The sequence below is a fragment of the Aureivirga sp. CE67 genome (assembly GCF_015767245.1).
Classification (GTDB): domain Bacteria; phylum Bacteroidota; class Bacteroidia; order Flavobacteriales; family Flavobacteriaceae; genus Aureivirga.
Window position 1 is genome coordinate 35,349 of sequence record NZ_JADOTV010000014.1, and the last position, 16,689, is coordinate 52,037.

At 23.2% G+C, this 16,689-nt stretch carries 20 protein-coding genes; 6 read left to right on the forward strand and 14 right to left on the reverse strand.

From position 1 onward, the window contains the following. Positions 1-532 precede the first annotated feature (532 nt). The 6 genes from I0K12_RS15115 to I0K12_RS15140 all read right to left on the reverse strand — a co-directional run bounded on the left by I0K12_RS15115 (position 533) and on the right by I0K12_RS15140 (position 5,901). Positions 533-1,393: a leucine-rich repeat domain-containing protein gene (locus tag I0K12_RS15115; RefSeq protein WP_196888976.1), complete on the reverse strand. Its 861-nt coding sequence runs from the start codon at positions 1,391-1,393 to the stop codon at positions 533-535. Then, positions 1,390-2,067 carry a leucine-rich repeat domain-containing protein gene (locus I0K12_RS15120; RefSeq protein ID WP_196888977.1) on the reverse strand — a complete coding sequence of 226 codons (678 nt, stop codon included), beginning with the start codon at positions 2,065-2,067 and terminating at the stop codon, positions 1,390-1,392. The genes I0K12_RS15115 and I0K12_RS15120 overlap by 4 nt, the downstream gene beginning before the upstream one ends. Before the next feature lie 82 nt (positions 2,068-2,149). Then, a complete protein-coding gene (locus I0K12_RS15125; RefSeq protein WP_196888978.1) occupies positions 2,150-3,355 on the reverse strand; it encodes an MFS transporter in 1,206 nt (401 codons plus the stop codon). 1 nt (position 3,356) lies between these two features. Next, positions 3,357-4,514: a serine hydrolase domain-containing protein gene (locus tag I0K12_RS15130; RefSeq protein ID WP_196888979.1), complete on the reverse strand. Its 1,158-nt coding sequence runs from the start codon at positions 4,512-4,514 to the stop codon at positions 3,357-3,359. Positions 4,515-4,649: 135 nt separating this feature from the next. Then, positions 4,650-5,303 carry a leucine-rich repeat domain-containing protein gene (locus I0K12_RS15135; protein ID WP_196888980.1) on the reverse strand — a complete coding sequence of 218 codons (654 nt, stop codon included), beginning with the start codon at positions 5,301-5,303 and terminating at the stop codon, positions 4,650-4,652. 13 nt (positions 5,304-5,316) lie between these two features. Further along, positions 5,317-5,901: a hypothetical protein gene (locus tag I0K12_RS15140; RefSeq protein ID WP_196888981.1), complete on the reverse strand. Its 585-nt coding sequence runs from the start codon at positions 5,899-5,901 to the stop codon at positions 5,317-5,319. Positions 5,902-6,250: 349 nt separating this feature from the next. Between I0K12_RS15140 and I0K12_RS15145 the strand changes: the two genes are divergently transcribed. Then, the gene (locus I0K12_RS15145) at positions 6,251-6,763 is read left to right on the forward strand and encodes a hypothetical protein (RefSeq protein WP_196888982.1); all 513 of its coding nucleotides are present in this window, start codon (positions 6,251-6,253) and stop codon (positions 6,761-6,763) included. A 68-nt stretch (positions 6,764-6,831) separates the two neighbouring features. Here I0K12_RS15145 and I0K12_RS15150 read toward each other — a convergent pair whose 3' ends face one another. Then, positions 6,832-7,860: a PQQ-binding-like beta-propeller repeat protein gene (locus tag I0K12_RS15150; protein ID WP_196888983.1), complete on the reverse strand. Its 1,029-nt coding sequence runs from the start codon at positions 7,858-7,860 to the stop codon at positions 6,832-6,834. A 168-nt stretch (positions 7,861-8,028) separates the two neighbouring features. Here I0K12_RS15150 and I0K12_RS15155 point away from each other — a divergent pair, with 168 nt between their 5' ends. The 5 genes from I0K12_RS15155 (at position 8,029) to I0K12_RS15175 (ending at position 10,829) form a co-directional block, all read left to right on the forward strand. Beyond that, complete coding sequence (locus I0K12_RS15155) at positions 8,029-8,475, forward strand: tetratricopeptide repeat protein (protein WP_196888984.1); 447 nt, start codon at positions 8,029-8,031, stop codon at positions 8,473-8,475. Between the two features lie 93 nt (positions 8,476-8,568). Continuing rightward, entirely contained in the window at positions 8,569-9,306 is a 738-nt protein-coding gene (locus I0K12_RS15160; protein ID WP_196888985.1) for a hypothetical protein, read from the forward strand. Positions 9,307-9,330: 24 nt separating this feature from the next. Continuing rightward, positions 9,331-9,564 carry a hypothetical protein gene (locus I0K12_RS15165; protein WP_196888986.1) on the forward strand — a complete coding sequence of 78 codons (234 nt, stop codon included), beginning with the start codon at positions 9,331-9,333 and terminating at the stop codon, positions 9,562-9,564. Positions 9,565-9,593: 29 nt separating this feature from the next. After that, positions 9,594-10,070 carry a hypothetical protein gene (locus tag I0K12_RS15170; RefSeq protein ID WP_196888987.1) on the forward strand — a complete coding sequence of 159 codons (477 nt, stop codon included), beginning with the start codon at positions 9,594-9,596 and terminating at the stop codon, positions 10,068-10,070. Between the two features lie 24 nt (positions 10,071-10,094). Continuing rightward, entirely contained in the window at positions 10,095-10,829 is a 735-nt protein-coding gene (locus tag I0K12_RS15175) for a hypothetical protein (RefSeq protein WP_196888988.1), read from the forward strand. A gap of 49 nt (positions 10,830-10,878) precedes the next feature. Here the strand turns inward: I0K12_RS15175 and I0K12_RS15180 are convergent, their stop codons facing one another. The 7 genes from I0K12_RS15180 to I0K12_RS15210 form a co-directional block, all read right to left on the reverse strand. Further along, on the reverse strand, positions 10,879-11,364 hold the full coding sequence (locus tag I0K12_RS15180; protein ID WP_196888989.1) for a hypothetical protein: 486 nt from the start codon (positions 11,362-11,364) through the stop codon (positions 10,879-10,881). An 11-nt stretch (positions 11,365-11,375) separates the two neighbouring features. Further along, positions 11,376-11,825, reverse strand: a complete 450-nt coding sequence (locus I0K12_RS15185) for a hypothetical protein (protein ID WP_196888990.1) — start codon at positions 11,823-11,825, stop codon at positions 11,376-11,378. A 75-nt stretch (positions 11,826-11,900) separates the two neighbouring features. After that, positions 11,901-12,326 carry a hypothetical protein gene (locus I0K12_RS15190; RefSeq protein ID WP_196888991.1) on the reverse strand — a complete coding sequence of 142 codons (426 nt, stop codon included), beginning with the start codon at positions 12,324-12,326 and terminating at the stop codon, positions 11,901-11,903. A gap of 90 nt (positions 12,327-12,416) precedes the next feature. Then, on the reverse strand, positions 12,417-13,025 hold the full coding sequence (locus I0K12_RS15195) for a leucine-rich repeat protein (RefSeq protein WP_196888992.1): 609 nt from the start codon (positions 13,023-13,025) through the stop codon (positions 12,417-12,419). A gap of 11 nt (positions 13,026-13,036) precedes the next feature. Then, positions 13,037-14,155 carry a hypothetical protein gene (locus I0K12_RS15200; protein WP_196888993.1) on the reverse strand — a complete coding sequence of 373 codons (1,119 nt, stop codon included), beginning with the start codon at positions 14,153-14,155 and terminating at the stop codon, positions 13,037-13,039. Between the two features lie 147 nt (positions 14,156-14,302). Further along, positions 14,303-14,650, reverse strand: coding sequence for a hypothetical protein (locus I0K12_RS15205; protein ID WP_196888994.1), 348 nt, complete (start codon positions 14,648-14,650; stop codon positions 14,303-14,305). Further along, a complete protein-coding gene (locus I0K12_RS15210) occupies positions 14,650-16,677 on the reverse strand; it encodes a leucine-rich repeat domain-containing protein (RefSeq protein WP_196888995.1) in 2,028 nt (675 codons plus the stop codon). The genes I0K12_RS15205 and I0K12_RS15210 overlap by 1 nt, the downstream gene beginning before the upstream one ends. Between the last annotated feature and the right edge of the window lie 12 nt (positions 16,678-16,689).

Genomic DNA, 16,689 nt, shown 5'->3' on the forward strand with positions numbered 1-16,689 from the left:
CCTTTTTCTTATTACTAACTTATTAATAAGTTCTAAACAAATTTTACTTATCATTTACAAATAAACTATAATTTAAAACACAAACTTTCATTACAAAAGGGTGATTTTTTAAATTATAAAAATCACCCTTTTGTAATGAAAAAATTAATTCTAAAATCTCATTACTTTGCAAAAGTTTAATCAAAAACAGTTTTTATCTAAAAAAATTATTACCCCCTTATAATTAATTTTTAGAATTCATATTGAAATTAATTATTAATATCAATTCACTATTTTGATTATTTTACCAAAATTTAACCAAGAAAAAAGCTCTCATTAGAGAGCTTTTTTTATAGAATCTTCTAAAATGTTTTTTTTTCATATTTCTTTAATTCTTTATAAAAAAAAAACTATATACCAAATTGTGAAACAAAATAATCTGGACCAAAAAAGATTTTCAAATAAAAACTCTAATTCAATTTCTAAAAAATCTTCAGAAATAACTTCCATTCGAAATAAATTTCCATTTACTGTATAAATATCTCTTTGCATTTTACATTTTTATTATATCTAAAATAAGTGTTTCTAATTTTTCAATTTTCTGAATCTCATTAGCAGTCAAGTCTAAGCTTTTAAGGGCAAATGAATTATTTAACTCAAAAATATTTTCAATCACCGATATATGATTATGAGATAAATTCAGAACTTCTAAACGATGTAACTTCTCTAGATTTTCAATTTTTAGTATCTTATTATTACTCAAATTTAACTCTTGAATTTCCATCCAAATACCATCTATATTTTCAATATTTTTTATCAAATTAAAACTCAAATCCAAATAAATTAAATTTTTTAAAGAATCTAATTTCTCAATTTTTCGAATTAAGTTATCATGTAAATCCAATATTTTAAGCTTTGTAAAAGCATCTAAATTTTGAATTTTTTTTATTTTATTCCCTGAAAGATTTAAACGTTTTAATTTATTTAAATTCTCAATATTTTCGATAGTTTTAATATAATTTTGTTGAAATTCAAGCTCTATTAAATTACTCAAAAATTCTATATTCTCTATTTTATCAATTTTATTATCACTTAAATCCAAAAAATACAAGTTTTTCAAAAAATCTAAATTCTCTATTTTACAAATTGAATTACAACTCAAATCTAGTTTATTCAGTTTTGTAAGAAAGTTCAAATTTTCAATTTTTGTAATTCGGTTATGATAAAGGTCAAGTGTTTTAAGATTCTTTATATTTTCTAAACCAGAAATTTCTTTAATTCTGTTCTGGGATAAATCTAAATTCATCAATTTTTCGAATTTTTCAATCCCTTCCATAGAATCTAGATTTTGATTTGACAAATTCAATTCTGTTATAGAATAATCTGTAATTGCTAAATCATTTATTGTTTTCATAGTTTATCAATTAATGGAGTGCAATCTAAGTTTATTATTGTTTTTTTAAATTCTTTTAGAATTGGTTGATTTCTTAATGGATTCATTCCAAAATCAATTAAATTCAATTTCTTTAAAAAAGTAATTTCTTCAATAATTTCTATTTGATTATTAAAAAGATACAAATCAATCAAATTATTTAAATGTTGTATTCCCTCAATTTTTTGAATTTTATTACAGGATAAGTTCAATTGTTCTAATTTGTGTAGATTCTCAATACCTTCAATTTTGGCAATTATATTTTGTTCTAATTCTAAGCGTTTTATTTTCTTCAAAGAATTTAAATTTTCAATTTTAGAGATGTAATTACGTGATAAATCTAAATATTCAAGATCTTTTAAATTTTCTAAATTTTCCAATTTATGAATTTGATTACTAGACAGATCTAAAAAATCTAGAGATGTTAATTGTTCTAAATTTTCAATTTTTGAGATGTAATTATGTGATAAATCTAAATATTCAAGATCTTTTAAATTCTCTAAACCTTGTATTTTTTCAATTTCATTATTTGATAAATTGAATGATTTTAAATCTTTAAATTTTTCAACCCCTTCCATAGAATCTAGATTTTGATTTGATAAATCCAATTCTGTCAAAGTATAATCTGTAATATTTAAATCACTTATTTTTTTCATTTTACTTTTAAAATTTTATCAGTAAAATTGATTGTTTCAAATGATTATATATTCATACGAAATGGGTGATTCTGTTTTTATTTCAGGAATTAGAAAAATTTAAAATATCATTATTTTTAAGTTTAAATTTTAAAAAGAAAGCTAATAAAATACTTGAAATACCTCCTAAAAAAATTACAAACGAAATCCCAAGAAAATTAGATAAAAAACCCATCAAAAGATCTCCCAAAGATCTACTTATCATAAATAACATCATATATAAGCCTAGAACGCGTCCTCTTTTAGTATCTTCCACTAAATTTTGTACTAAAACTGAAAGTGAGGTAAATATTTGGATTCTTTGAATTCCTATCAAAAATAAAAGAAGAAAGGCAATATATTTTGAATTTGTAAAAGCAAATACACTTATTAAAATTCCGAATAATAATATTGATAATTGTAGTGTGTTTTCGAGCTTACTTTCGTTTTTCTTTTTAATCATTAATAAACCTCCTGTTATAGAACCTAAACCTAACATTCCCATTAGAAAACCAAATAATTTTGAATCTTGATTTAAAATATTTTTCACAAAAACCGGTAGTAAAACTTCATATGAAAGACTAAGAAATGTTACAAATATCATTACAATCATTAGTAAAGAAATAGAATTATGATTTATTGTATATTTTACACCTTCTAAAAAATCATTTTTAAAATTTTTCTCAGATTTTATTGCATTTTTTGGTTTATATTTTATGAAATAAAAAATCAGTATGACAATAAAAAGTAAACAGGAATAAATTGTAAAACAATATTCGATACCAATTATACTGATTAATACACCTCCTAAAGTATAACCAATGACTCTGGCTACATTAAAAACAGTATTATTAATGGAAATAATTTTAGACAAATCTTTTTTATCTGTAATAATATCATTAATAAAAGATTGCCTTGCAGGTGCTTCAATTCCACTTGCAAATCCATAAATTATTTGAATTCCTATTAAAATCGCAATTGTAATTTCATCATAAAAAACCAATATTGTCAAAAGAGCTGTATTCAAAAAAAGAATAGAATTACTCAAAAGCAACAATTTTAATTTATTATATCGATCTGCTAAACTTCCAGCAAAAGGAGAAACTAAAAAAACAATACTACTTCTCATAAAAACAATAAATGCTAAATAAAATGCATCCTCTGTGATTGCATATGCAAACCAAGAAATCGCAACTTGTTTCAGCATTGCTCCTATATTTGAAAGTCCTTGACCGACTATAAATTTTTGTACATTTCTGGAGAAAGTCATCTTAAATAGGTTTTAAAGCTTCGATTACTTTTCTCATAAATTCTGCATTTTTTTGAGGATTCAACCAACGAGTTACAATCACAATATCATTTTTTTTATCAACAACTATCAAATTTCCTCCAAATCCTGAAGCATAAAAAATATCTTCATCAATACCTTCCCAATGTCTCAATTTCCCATTTATTGGAATATTTGTTTTTGTATTTAACCACCACATATAACCATAACTTTTATTTACACAAGAAGGTGTTGTTGCTTCTTTTACCCAATTCTTGGAAATGACTTGAGTATCATTCCATTTTCCTTCATTCAAAAAAAGTAAACCGTAACGAGCAGCATCTTCCGTACTAATAAACAAACCACCTCCCCAATGAGCACCTCCAGTGATAGACTGTATTTTTTTTCCATTAATATCAACCCATGAATCATTATATCCAAACCATTTCCAAGTATTTGAAGCTCCAATAGGTTTCATTATTTTTTCCTTAAAAACTTCTGGCAATGATTTTTTAAAAATTAAAAGTAGGGCATATGCTAAAAGATTCACTCTAACATTATTATATTTAAAAACAGTTCCTGGCGTATTTAATTTTCTATTTCTTAATTCATTAATTTTTGTATATTCTGAAGGTCTTTCAGCCCAATCATATCCTCCCCAAATTTCACCATACCAATCTGAAGTTTGTGTTACCAAATGTTCCCATGTAATCTGACTATTATGTTTTCCATGAAATTTTTCATCTTTTATATAATCTGAAACTTTGTCCTTAATAGATTTTATTCTTCCTTCGTCAATAGCTACTCCCAAAAGAGTTGATAGAAAACTTTTTGTTGCACTACAAATCATATCTACTCTTTTGACATCACCCCATTCTTTGATTATATATCCATTTTTTAGAATTAAACCTGATGGTTTTCCTCTTTCTTCAAATGGCCCTTTTATTTGATGAAAAGGCTCATTTCTAACATTTTTAAACCAATGAGAAATTGATTCTTTTAAATTCTTAGATTTTTCATCTTCATTTGTAATTGCAAAATTGACTATTTCATCTAATTTATTGTTATTTATAAAAAACTCTTCTGAATTTAATCTTATCCATTTTTCTTCAAAACCTGGAAAATAATTTTCTTTTTCAACAATAAATTCATAATCGATCATAATCTAAACTTCTTTTAATATGGTATTCCTTTAAACAAAATCTTTTGTTCATTTTTTTGCGAAAATGCATATAAAAAAGAATTACTATTTCATCCATATTTGGTGATTAACATAGTAAAATTAGTCTGTTAAAATTTATAAATCTAAAAGGAGATTTCCTTTAAAACTTTCAAGATTTTCTACTTTAGAAATTTTATTACATGACAAAATTAATAGTTCTAAATGGATTAAATTTCCAAGGTTTTCTATTTTTAAAATATTATTATTTGATAAATCTAAATATTTTAATTGTGTTAGCTTTTCTAAATTTTCTATTCTTAAAATCTTATTAGATGACAATCTTAATCCTTCTAACTCAATCAAATTTTCTAAATTCTTTATTTTAGAAATATTATTACCTGATATGTCTAGAAGTTCTAATTTTTCCAATTTCCTCATTCCTTCAAGTTTCGAAATTTGATTTAATCTTATTTTTAAAACGTTTAAATTTGTGAGATTTTCTAACCCTTCTATTTTTTGTATTTCATTCCAAGAAAGATCTAATTCTTGTAATTTTGTAAGATTGGTAAAACCTTCTATTTTTGATATTTTATTTCCAGTAAAATCTAAAAATTCTAACTTATTTAAATATTCTAATCCTTCTATTTTAGAGATATTATTACTTGATAAATCTAAATATTTTAAGTTTTTAAATTTTTCTATTCCAATTAATGAATTTATTTTTTTATTACTTAAATCTAGTTTTTCAACATTGTAATCTTTTATATTTAAATCACTTACTTTTTTCATTATAAATATTTTGTTAATCTTCTTCCAACTTTATTTTTCTTTTACATCTTTCAATAGATTTTATATAACGATCAATTTCTTTAGAACTTAAAGAACTATTAATACTTTTCTTATAATATTCTATTGCTTTTCTAAAATCTTTTTTAAGTTCATACATAATTGCAGCCTCAAGGTATACCTTGGTTAGATTAATACCTGGAATTTTCACAGCTTTTGTAAACAATTTTTCTAATTCATCAAATCTTCTCAATGTTGAGAATAAAATTAATTTATTATAATATGGCGCAGAGTATTTAGGATTGTATTTTATTGACAAAGAATATAATTCTTCTGCTTTTTCATAATCTTTAAATTTCGTTTCGTAAATCCAACCTAAATGGTTTAAAGCTTGAGAGTTTTTGGAATCTAATTCCAATGCCTCGTTCAATTTTTTAAAAGCTAAATCATAAGAATAATTTTTAATAAGTTCATCTGCTTCTAAATATAAAACTTGCGAATCTTGAATATTTTTTTCGATCTCAACCTTCTCTTTATTCGATTGACTTTTAACCGAAAAATTAAATAGAATTAATATTAGTATAAATATTTTACCTTTCATGTTAGTTATAATTAAAAAGGTAAAATTGGTAATTTAATTTGAACATCTATCATACTAATTGGGTGATTATTAAGCTTTATTTATGATATAAAAATTGGATTATCATTTAAAAAATAAATTTTTTAAATTCTCCTTTTTTTTATTCCAACCATAGAATCTATATTTTGATTTGACAAACATAAATACGTAACGGTATAATCTACTATTTTCAAATCTCGTTTACTTTTCATTAAATAAAATTTCACATAATTGTTCTAAATTAATTTTTGGAAAAGAATGTTATATCATCCAAAATGGATGAATTAAATTAGAAATTGCTTATTAATTTTGATCATTTAAAATGTGAAATATGATAAAGAAATTTGAAGTAGATACTACTGAAGGTGTTTTAGTTTTAGCTTCTAAAAAACGATTAAAAGATTACTATACAGATCGTAATTTTGATTATGGTTATCCTGAAGGATTATTAGATGCAATAAACAAAGGAATTATACTTCCCATCACAACTGAAAGTCAAGATTTTATATTGACAAATTTTATTTTTGATGAAACTGATATAAATGGTTTAGAAATAGGACAATGTAAATTATTTTTAGAAGAAAATGACACACTTCAAATAATGAATTTTGTAGATTTCACAATGATTTGTGATTATAATAGCGGAGATATTGATGCTTATGATTTTTATTTTGAAGAACAATATATAAAAGAACTAAAAAAAGGTTGGTATATTATAAATATCTATGTAAATCAATATTGTGAACTAGAACACGAAAGTGATATTATTGAAATTTCTTTTAAGTGTAATTGGCTTGCTGAAGATCCAACTTTTATTAAGCATACAGATGTTTATGTTGTTTAATATTTAATTCCAAAACAGATCAAGAACAATTTTAATCTGTTTTGGAATAATCTATATACTAACTATTACTAGTCAATTATCTTTAATTTATATACATAACCTTTAGAAACGGATAAATAAATATTTTGATTTTCAATTACAATACCAGATATTTTTGCTTCCCCTTTTGTATTGAACTTCCAATTCATTTCTCCATGATATTTATTTAAACAAATCAGTTTTTTATCATCGTTAATGAAAAGAATATTTTCTCCATAAATCTCTGGATAACTTTCAATACTTCTTCCAGATTCATATTCCCATAATTTATTGGATTTCAGATTTAAATCTTTTCCTTTTTTAATTTCATAAGCATAAAATATTCCTGCGCTATCTCCAAAATACAATATATTATTTTCTGCCCGAATAGCTCTAATTGATTCTCGAATACCAGCAGGATCTATTTGATGTAATAATTCACCATCATTACTATCATAAATATTTACCAAACCATGACCACCAACAGCAATCATTTCTCCCATTACAATTGGATTAAAAATATATGAATTTTTCTCAAAAGCTTCCCAAACTAACTTACCAGAATTTAATTTAAAACATCTAATTTTATTTTCAGAACATAAATAAACATTTTCATTCTTAATCAAAGGAGTATATGAATGTCCTCCTGTTTCATAAACCCATTCTATTTTTTGAGAAATTAAATTAAAGCAATTTGTATATCTTGTTCCTTGAACTCCTCCAAAAACTATCTTTTCATCATAAATATTTGAAGAACCACCAATTCTATTTAATTCTAAATCAAATGTATTTAACAACTCTCCATTATCTGAATTTAATACTTTTAATTTGCCATCCATTGTACAAATCAGAATATTATTATCAACAGATTTCATAATATCATTCATGATAAATGAATAATCATATTCCCAAATTATATCAAAATTATTTATATATAAACATATCAATTTACTTCTAAAATAACTTTTCTCTTCAAATAAAAATAATACATATAATTTATCTTTTATTATTAAAGGTTTTCTTGATGAAATATTTCTTTTCCCTTTTAATTTGAATTCAAATACTTTATTTATTTTCATTTAATTTTTACTTTTTATATTTTGGTAAATATACTTCCTGAAAAAATAAAAAAACTCACATAAAATGAGTGATATAATTTAGAATTCACCCATATAAGATGATTTCAATCCTACTGAATCTATATAAATTTGATTGTTTAATAACAAAAAAATACAAAAAGAAAAATTATGGGATTTAAATTATTATTCGCACGAAATAAAAAAACATTAAATGAACTAAATGAAATTAATAAAAAAGTTATTTCAGAAAATCCAGAACCTAAAAATGATGAAGATAGTTTATTGAGAGCTGCATCAAGTGCACTTACAAATAGTGAATTTGAAAAATCTATTGAATATTATAATAAACTAGTTGCTAATTATCCAGAAAATAAAGGTTTATATTATAGTCAAATTGGGGCAGCACACTATTTTTTAAATGATTTCCATAAAGCCATTGAATATTACTTACTTGCAAAAAAAAATGGCGATACTGAAATGATGGATGATAACATTTGGGAGGCTTGTGAAGCGATTTATAAAAAAGACCAGGATAAAAAAGCTATAGAAAAGTATTTAGAATATTATCCAAATGGTAGTTATGCTAAGAAAGCGAATAAAATATTAGTGAAATAAATTCTAATATAAGAAAACTTATTTTTTAATATTCATTCAATATTTTATCATTCACAAACGATAAAATATTGAATGATAGATAATCAACTTTTCATGAAAAAATTAAATTATTACAGCTTTGATATTACCGCTTCAGAACATATTAAAGATACTTATAATCCAAAATATAAATATTTATCACCTAACAAATTATATTCAAAATTCACACATAAAAATCATGAAGATGATGCTTTAGGGAATACTTTTTTCTTTCCAAAAGATAATGATAATTTAAGAGCAAATGATCGAATTCCTCCTCATGATTATAAATTCTATGATTTTTATGTAAACGATGGAGCTGAGCAGGTAGATGATTTTATGGATAATCCAGATATAAATTCCTCTTTTGGTTTTATATTAAGTGTTAAAGCAAAAAATATTTTTGAACAATTCATATTACCTGACCATAAATTTTTCCCAGTTAATGTAATATTTAATGGTAAAAATCACGAATATTATTTTTTGCTAGTGGCAAAAGAAAATCAACCTATTAATTATAATCAATCTTCATTTGAAGAATGGTATACTGATCAAGAAGTTGAAATAAATAACTATATCGATTTATCTGAATACATTCCTTCAAAAAATGGAAATGTCCCATTTTATCAACGTAAAAATATTAGTGAAACAAAAATTATTTTTAACAAAGAATTAGATTTATATTCAGCAGTAACATTAACTAATAGTTGGTTTTATTTTTCTGAACGTTTAAAAAAAGCTATACAAAAAGCTGAATTATCAGGTATTTTAATTCATAAAGCTACAGAACCATTATTTTTCTCTTCTTATTAATCTACTTAAATATTACTATTTTTCATGAAAAAATTGAATTATTACAGCTTTGATATCTTTGCTTCAGAACTTATTAAAGACACTAATAACTCAAAATATAAATATTTATCATTCGGCAAATTATATTCAAAATTCACACATAAAAATCATGAAGATGATGCTTTTGGAAGTTCTTTTTTCGATCCAAAAGATAATGATAATTTAAGTGCAAATGATCGAATTCCCCCCATGATTATAAATTCTACGATTTTTATGTAAACGATGGAGCTGAGCAAGTTGATGATTTTATGGATAATCCAGATATAAATTCCTCTTTTGGTTTTATATTAAGTGCTAAAGCAAAAAATATTTTTGAACAATTCATATTACCTGACCATAAATTTTTCCCAGTTAATGTAATATTTAATGGTAAAAATCACGAATATTATTTTTTGTTAGTGGCAAAAGAAAATCAACCTATCAATTATAATCAATCTTCATTTGTAGTTAAGAAAACTAATCAAGATTTTACATTAAATAACTATCATGAATATATTGAAATTCGAGAAAAAAGAACAAAAAATTTAAAAAACTGGAACAAATTCAATATAAAAGAAACTAAAATTGTATTTCATAGAGAATTAGATTTATATTCTAGAATTACTTCGTATGTAGGAATTGATTTTTATCTATCAGAACGTTTAAAAGAAGCTATTGAAGAAGCTGAATTATCCGGTATTTTAATTCATAAAGAGGCAAAACCATTATTTTTCTCTTCTTATTAACTTACTTAAATATTACTATTTTTTATGAAAAAATTAAATTATTACAGCCTTAGTATCTTCGCTTCAGAACTTATTAAAGATACTTATAATCCAAAATATAAATATTTATCACCTAGCAAATTATATTCAAAATTCACACATAAAAATCATGAAGATGATGCTTTTGGAAATACTTTTTTCTTTCCAAAAGATAATGACAATTTAAGAGCAGATACTCGAATTCCTCCTCATGATTATAAATTCTATGATTTTTATGTGGAGGAAGGAGCTGAACAAGTTGATGATTTTATGGGAAATCCAGATATAAATTCCTCTTTTGGTTTTATATTAAGTGCTAAAGCAAAAAGAATTTTTGAAAAATTTACATTACCTGATCATAAATTTTTCCCAGTTAATGTAATATTTAATGATAAAAGTCATGAGTATTATTTTTTGTTAGTGGCAAAAGAAAATCAACCTATCAATTATAATCAATCTTCATTTGTGGTTAAAAAAACTAATCAAGATTTTACATTAAATAACTATCATGAATATATTGAAATTCGAGAAAAAAGAACAAAAAATTTAAAAAACTGGAACAAATTCAATATAAAAGAAACTAAAATTGTATTTGATAGAGAATTAGATTTGTATTCTAGAATTACTGTAGGAATTGATTTTTATTTATCAGAACGATTAAAAGAAGCGATAGAAGAAGCTGAATTATCAGGTATTTTAATTCTTGAAGAGACAAAACCATTATTTTACTCTTCTTATTAAAACCTTGTCAATAAACAAAAAAATCACCTTTTCAAAAAGGTGATTTTATCTACATAATTGTTCTATTATATTTTTTATCTAAAATAAATTCTAGATTAACAACTTTCAATTTTGAATCAGGTTTATTGCCATTTGAACCATTAATAATAGCTTCTCCTTCAATATTTACAGTTAAACTATTATTCTTTTTTTCTAAAACTTCTAGTTTAAGATTATCTATAGTATTATGTTCGAAATAATATAGATTAGTTAAATATTCATCTTTGTCATAATCATATCCTTCTAAACTAAAAAATGTTGTTCCTTTTTCTAAATTCAAATTTTCATCATCCAAAGTAAAAGAAATTTCAAAATTGGGTTTTACATCAATTATCTCTTCTAATTTTTTTGATCTTTTTATTGCTTTATCACACTTAAAATATAAAACTAATTCCCAACTATCTGAACTTTTATAAATATTATAAATAGGTTTATTAATTTCAAATTCTTCTATACCAAATTCACTATGAATTATCTCTAATTTATTTTTATTCATTTTTCTGTTTTTTAAGTCATTTCTAATGTGATTTCAATTTTTTCTGGTTTAATTCCATCTACTTTTTTAAACCCAACAGTCGATTTTATATGTTTAATCCAATCTTCAAGGTTTTTAAAATCAGTCGACCAAGAATTGTCATCTTCTATTTCTCCAATTGTTTCGGGTTTATAAAATAAAGTCAAACTTAATTGTAAAAACTCATCGTTATTAGGAATTTGAAATTGACGAGTGAAATTAAATTCATAATTTTCATCTTTTCCAGTCCAATCGTTTATTCCATATTGATACAAAAGCATATCTTCTTCTTCACGCTTCAATTCAGCCTTTATTTTGTATTTATGGAAAAAAGAAATAAATCTATCCAGGGCTTCTTGAGGATTCTGTATTATTCCCAGTTCCTCTATTAAATATTTTTTAGATTTTAAAGGTTTAATGATTTCAAACTTATTTTTATTCATTTCTTTCTTTAAATAATTTAAACAAAAAAATCACCTTTTTAAAAAGGTGATTTATAGTAATTTCATAAGTTTTTTTTATGCAACAGTAAAATTCATTGGAAATGAATATTTCACACCAACAGGCTTTCCATCAACCATTCCTGGAGCTTTAAAATCAATTTTATTTAAAGCTCTAATAATTTCATTTTTGATTTCTACATTATCAAAATCAACTACGATATTCGTTATTTTAGCATCTTCGGAAATAGTAAAAGAAACTAAAATTTCATGACTCCCTTTTGGTAAGTTCTGTTCATTAAAAACAGAAATTTTAATTTTTTCTGATAATAATTTTGGAAATGTTTTTTGAAGACAAGTTGATGATTCTTCCTTAGTTTCTTCAGAATTACAAACAGATAAAATGGGCTGTGTATCAACCTCTGTTAAGCTTTTGTAATTTTCTTGGGCATTTATTTTAAAAACAGAAAATAAAACTACCCCTAATATTAATAAACTTCTCATATATGTATGTATTTAATTTTCTAACATATTTCAGTGAAAATAAGAGTTTTAAAAATTACTATTAAATTTATTTTAATAATTCTATCGTAATTAATTCGTAGAATTTTCACAATCTAAGTATACAGAATCTATACTATCAAGAAAATCTTGACAAGAGATAGAGTTAATCTGATTATCTTCTAAATTCAAATATTTCAAACTAGATAAGTTTTCTAAATTTTCAACTTTTTCAATTTTATTTTCGATTATGTGCAAACCTCTCAGTTTAGTTAAGTTTTGTAAACCTTCCAATTTTGAAATATTATTTTCATCCAAAATCAATTCATTCAACTCAACTAAATTCCCCAGACCTTCTAATCTTGAGATTTTATTTTTCCATAAATTCAGAGTTTCTAGTTTAGATAAATTTTCTAATCCCTCAATTTTAGTAATTTGATTTTTACATAAAACTAAATTTACTAAATCATTTAGATTTTCTAAACCTTCTATTTTAGCAATTTGATTTCCTGACAGGTTTAAATTTAACAAATTTGTTAAATTTTCTAAACCTTCTATTTTTGAAATGTTATTATTTGACAAGTTCAAAAAAAATAAATTTTTAAACTTTTCAATTCCAATCATAGAATCTATTTTTTTATTAGATAAATCTAGATCTATTACAGAATAATCTGTAAGATTTAAATCATTTATTGTTTTCATAATTATTATAATTAAACCCTATCTGGAAATAATATTCCAAAGTGTTGATTTTGTTCTTCAATAAATTCTTGCCACTGATCATCATAATCCATATCATCTTCCTCTAAAATTTCATCAATTTGTTTCAAATCTACACCTAGAAGATCCATTCGATTAAAATTCAAACAACCAATCAACAAGTAAAAAATATGTCGATTTACATCAGTATTTAATTGATTATTATTTAGCACATTTTGTAAAAACATACACCAAGCAGCTAAATATTCTAAAAGGTCAATTGGAGTATTTTGTCCATCCCAAACAGATTCTTCATCAAATTGTTCAAAGTTCTGTAGATATAATTTTAATAATTCTGTAGATTCATCCCATTTTTTTATTGCTTCTCTAAGGTTAGAAAAAGCTTCAGATAAATTCTCAGGTAACTTATTTTTCAAATCTTTTTCCCAATATGCATCATTCCAATAATCTTCTAATATTTTTTCTCCTTCAAATAATAGAGTAATCACAAAATAAAATTGTCTTCTTGTTGATGCACTCTCAAAATATTTTTTAAACTGATATAAAGCTAAATACTTATCATTTAAATCGAAAAATAAATTATCTTCAATGAATTCCTCCCAAATTTCAAGATAATCATCATTATCCATATTTGGTGTAAGAATTCCAATTTTTGAACTCTCACATTCCACTAATGCAATGGCATAAACTCCAAAATGTATTGAAGGAATAGAATTTTCTCCTAAATAAAATATACCATCAAAATCAAATAATACTAAATCTTGATTTTCTATCGAATTTCTCGCAATATGAGCTATTAAAAGAAGAAGTGCATAATAAGTATTTAAACTTTGAGCATTTAATTCTAAAGATTTATTTTCTAAAATATTTTTAATCTGATTTGTCAAAAATAACAATTCATTTCCTTCAGATTCTCCATCTATAAAAGACTCTAATTTTTGAAAAACAGAAGATAATTCTTGATATTCTCCTAAATTTTTCAAAGTACTCCATGAAGGTTCAATGTATTCACTTTCATATTGAATTAGTTCTAATAAAAATCGTTGTCTTTCCTTTTTTGGTAGAATATTTAATCTCTTTTTGATGGAAAAATAGTTTATTTCAAAAGTCATTTTAAAAAATAGTAAATGGTAATACAAGCTTTCTCATAAATTCTAAAAATAGAATATATAAGAAGACTATATTTCTTAATGCGAACCTTACAAAAATAGAAGTTCTTTTTTTTAAAATATCACCCAATATTGGTGATTTTACAAAAATCATTCTCCAGTATAAATAGAAGTATCAGAAACTATAAGTATTTCTAAATTATATGGTATAAAAGCATCAAAATGACTAGGAACATTTTTTTTCGTAAATTCAATAGCATCGTATATTATTTTTTCATCAGAAAAAAATTCTCTTTTCAATAAACCACTAATAATTGCATCTTCGTTTTTAATTTTAAAAGAAATATAACCATAACCTGAATCTACATAAACATAATCAACAATTTGACCTGGTTTTGGTTCTTTAGATAAATCATGGAACTTTATAACAATTCCATCTAAATTGGTAAAAATTTCGATATCGCATTTCTTGTTTCCAGATTCAAATTTTGTATTCATCATAAGCTTCTTGGAAAACAAGTATCAGTTGCAATTAAATCTGAAAAAACACCAATTTTTGATTCAATTTCATTTGTAGTATAATGATTTAAAATAGGATTTTCTCCAAGATTTAAATCAGTCAATTTTAAATAATATAATGTTTTAAGCGTTTCAATAGAATTTATTTTATTTCCATATAAATATAATTGTTCCAATTTTTCCAGTTGATCAAAATCTTCTAAATTCTCAATAAAATTATAACTCAAATTCAACTGCATAATATTTTTTAATCTGGCTAAATAGTTGACAGACGAAATTTTATTAGCAGAAATATCAAATATTTTTAACCATTTTTGGTTCTCTAAATTTTCAATTTTTTCAATAGAATTATTAGCCAAATCAAGCTCTTCAAGCTTTTTAAGATTCTCTAAATTTTTAATTTTTGAGATTTTATTTTCTCCTAAACATAATTTTTCTAATTCTGATAATTTATCCAAATTTTCAATCTTTGAAATAGAATTATGATTTAAAATTAAAGTAGATAAACCTATTAATTGATTAAGATTTTCTATTTTTTGAATTTTATTTCTATATAGTTTAATGATTTTTAAAGCAATTAATTTATCTAAATTTTCTATACTCTCAATTTCATTTTCAGATAAAAACAAATATTCCATTTTATGAAGATTCTCCAAATTTTCTATTTTCTGAACTTGATTTCCATTCAAATTCAGGTGTTTTAAATTTATTAACTCATTCAAATTTTCAATTAGTTTAATTCTGTTTTTACTTAAAATCAAATATTTCAAATTAGATAAATGATTAAGATTTTCTATTTTAGAAATATCATTTTCACCTAAGAACAAATATTCCAAATGAGTTAAATTCTCAAGATTTTCAATTCTCTCAATTTTATTATCTGTTAAAGCTAAATTTTTAAGTTGCCTATTATCATTTAAAAAATAAATTTTTGAAATTTGATTATATTTTAAAATTAGACTCTTTAAATTTGGAAATCTATGAATTCCATCAAGGTTTTCAATTTTATTCTCAGATAAATACAATCGATCTAATGTTTTATATATAATATTTACTGGATAAATATCATTAATTGATCTTATGGAATTATCACTTAAATCTAAACATTCTAAATTTGGAGCTTTGTCAAGGTTTACAATCAATTCAACTTGATTTGACTTTGCTTTTAATTCTAATAATTTGGAATATGTATCTCTAAAAACTATTTCATCTATCTTATTTTCAGAAATATCCAATACTTCCAAATTTTTAAAATATTTCAATTCTAGGTTACTTTCAAAAAGATTTGTTGAAACATTTAATTTTTTCAAATTTGGAAAAAAATATAAGGATTCAAACCTTGATAAATGATTGAAGGAAAAATCTACAATTACTAAATTTGGATATTCTTTCTTGAAATTAATATTTGTAACTTTATTAATAGATAAGTTTAAATCTCTTAATTTTTTAGGAAATTCTTCTTCTTCTAAACTTTCAATATAATTATATGAAAGATCAATTTTCTCAAGGTTTTTCAATACTTTTAAACTCTGAAAATCTTCTATGTAATTATTGCTTAAATCAAGTTCTTTTAATTTTGATAAATACTCTAAATTTTCAATTACATCAATACTGTTTTCACTTAAATTTAATTCTTCAAGGTTAGGAGAGAAGATGGGTTTGATTTTTTTAATTAAAATAGAAGAAAATCCTAAAGTAATTAGAGATTTCATTTTTTTCAATTGTTCATAATTTTCCAACCAATTATTATTCAAATATAAATAACGTAAATTTTGAAGCTCACTAAAATCAGGAACCTCTTTAATATAATTATCCGAAACATCAATGAATTTTATATTTTTTAATGCTTTCAAAATTGAAATCTCCTCAATAATATTATTTTCAGCAATCAAAATTTCTAAATTTTGAAACTTTTCAATTCCATCTAAAGAATCCAATTCTTGGTTAGCTAAATCTAATTCTGTAACAGAATAATCTTCAAAATTTAAATCATTAACTGTTTTCATTTAAAAACTCTT

What these genes read in the sequence shown, in the direction of transcription:
- I0K12_RS15115 (WP_196888976.1), bottom strand. Translation starts at nt 1,393, where the DNA reads ATGAAAACAATAAATGATTTAGCAATTACAGATTATTCTATAACAGAA.
- I0K12_RS15120 (WP_196888977.1), bottom strand. Translation starts at nt 2,067, where the DNA reads ATGAAAAAAATAAGTGATTTAAATATTACAGATTATACTTTGACAGAA.
- I0K12_RS15125 (WP_196888978.1), bottom strand. Translation starts at nt 3,355, where the DNA reads ATGACTTTCTCCAGAAATGTACAAAAATTTATAGTCGGTCAAGGACTT.
- I0K12_RS15130 (WP_196888979.1), bottom strand. Translation starts at nt 4,514, where the DNA reads ATGATCGATTATGAATTTATTGTTGAAAAAGAAAATTATTTTCCAGGT.
- I0K12_RS15135 (WP_196888980.1), bottom strand. Translation starts at nt 5,303, where the DNA reads ATGAAAAAAGTAAGTGATTTAAATATAAAAGATTACAATGTTGAAAAA.
- I0K12_RS15140 (WP_196888981.1), bottom strand. Translation starts at nt 5,901, where the DNA reads ATGAAAGGTAAAATATTTATACTAATATTAATTCTATTTAATTTTTCG.
- I0K12_RS15145 (WP_196888982.1), top strand. Translation starts at nt 6,251, where the DNA reads ATGATAAAGAAATTTGAAGTAGATACTACTGAAGGTGTTTTAGTTTTA.
- I0K12_RS15150 (WP_196888983.1), bottom strand. Translation starts at nt 7,860, where the DNA reads ATGAAAATAAATAAAGTATTTGAATTCAAATTAAAAGGGAAAAGAAAT.
- I0K12_RS15155 (WP_196888984.1), top strand. Translation starts at nt 8,029, where the DNA reads ATGGGATTTAAATTATTATTCGCACGAAATAAAAAAACATTAAATGAA.
- I0K12_RS15160 (WP_196888985.1), top strand. Translation starts at nt 8,569, where the DNA reads ATGAAAAAATTAAATTATTACAGCTTTGATATTACCGCTTCAGAACAT.
- I0K12_RS15165 (WP_196888986.1), top strand. Translation starts at nt 9,331, where the DNA reads ATGAAAAAATTGAATTATTACAGCTTTGATATCTTTGCTTCAGAACTT.
- I0K12_RS15170 (WP_196888987.1), top strand. Translation starts at nt 9,594, where the DNA reads ATGGATAATCCAGATATAAATTCCTCTTTTGGTTTTATATTAAGTGCT.
- I0K12_RS15175 (WP_196888988.1), top strand. Translation starts at nt 10,095, where the DNA reads ATGAAAAAATTAAATTATTACAGCCTTAGTATCTTCGCTTCAGAACTT.
- I0K12_RS15180 (WP_196888989.1), bottom strand. Translation starts at nt 11,364, where the DNA reads ATGAATAAAAATAAATTAGAGATAATTCATAGTGAATTTGGTATAGAA.
- I0K12_RS15185 (WP_196888990.1), bottom strand. Translation starts at nt 11,825, where the DNA reads ATGAATAAAAATAAGTTTGAAATCATTAAACCTTTAAAATCTAAAAAA.
- I0K12_RS15190 (WP_196888991.1), bottom strand. Translation starts at nt 12,326, where the DNA reads ATGAGAAGTTTATTAATATTAGGGGTAGTTTTATTTTCTGTTTTTAAA.
- I0K12_RS15195 (WP_196888992.1), bottom strand. Translation starts at nt 13,025, where the DNA reads ATGAAAACAATAAATGATTTAAATCTTACAGATTATTCTGTAATAGAT.
- I0K12_RS15200 (WP_196888993.1), bottom strand. Translation starts at nt 14,155, where the DNA reads ATGACTTTTGAAATAAACTATTTTTCCATCAAAAAGAGATTAAATATT.
- I0K12_RS15205 (WP_196888994.1), bottom strand. Translation starts at nt 14,650, where the DNA reads ATGAATACAAAATTTGAATCTGGAAACAAGAAATGCGATATCGAAATT.
- I0K12_RS15210 (WP_196888995.1), bottom strand. Translation starts at nt 16,677, where the DNA reads ATGAAAACAGTTAATGATTTAAATTTTGAAGATTATTCTGTTACAGAA.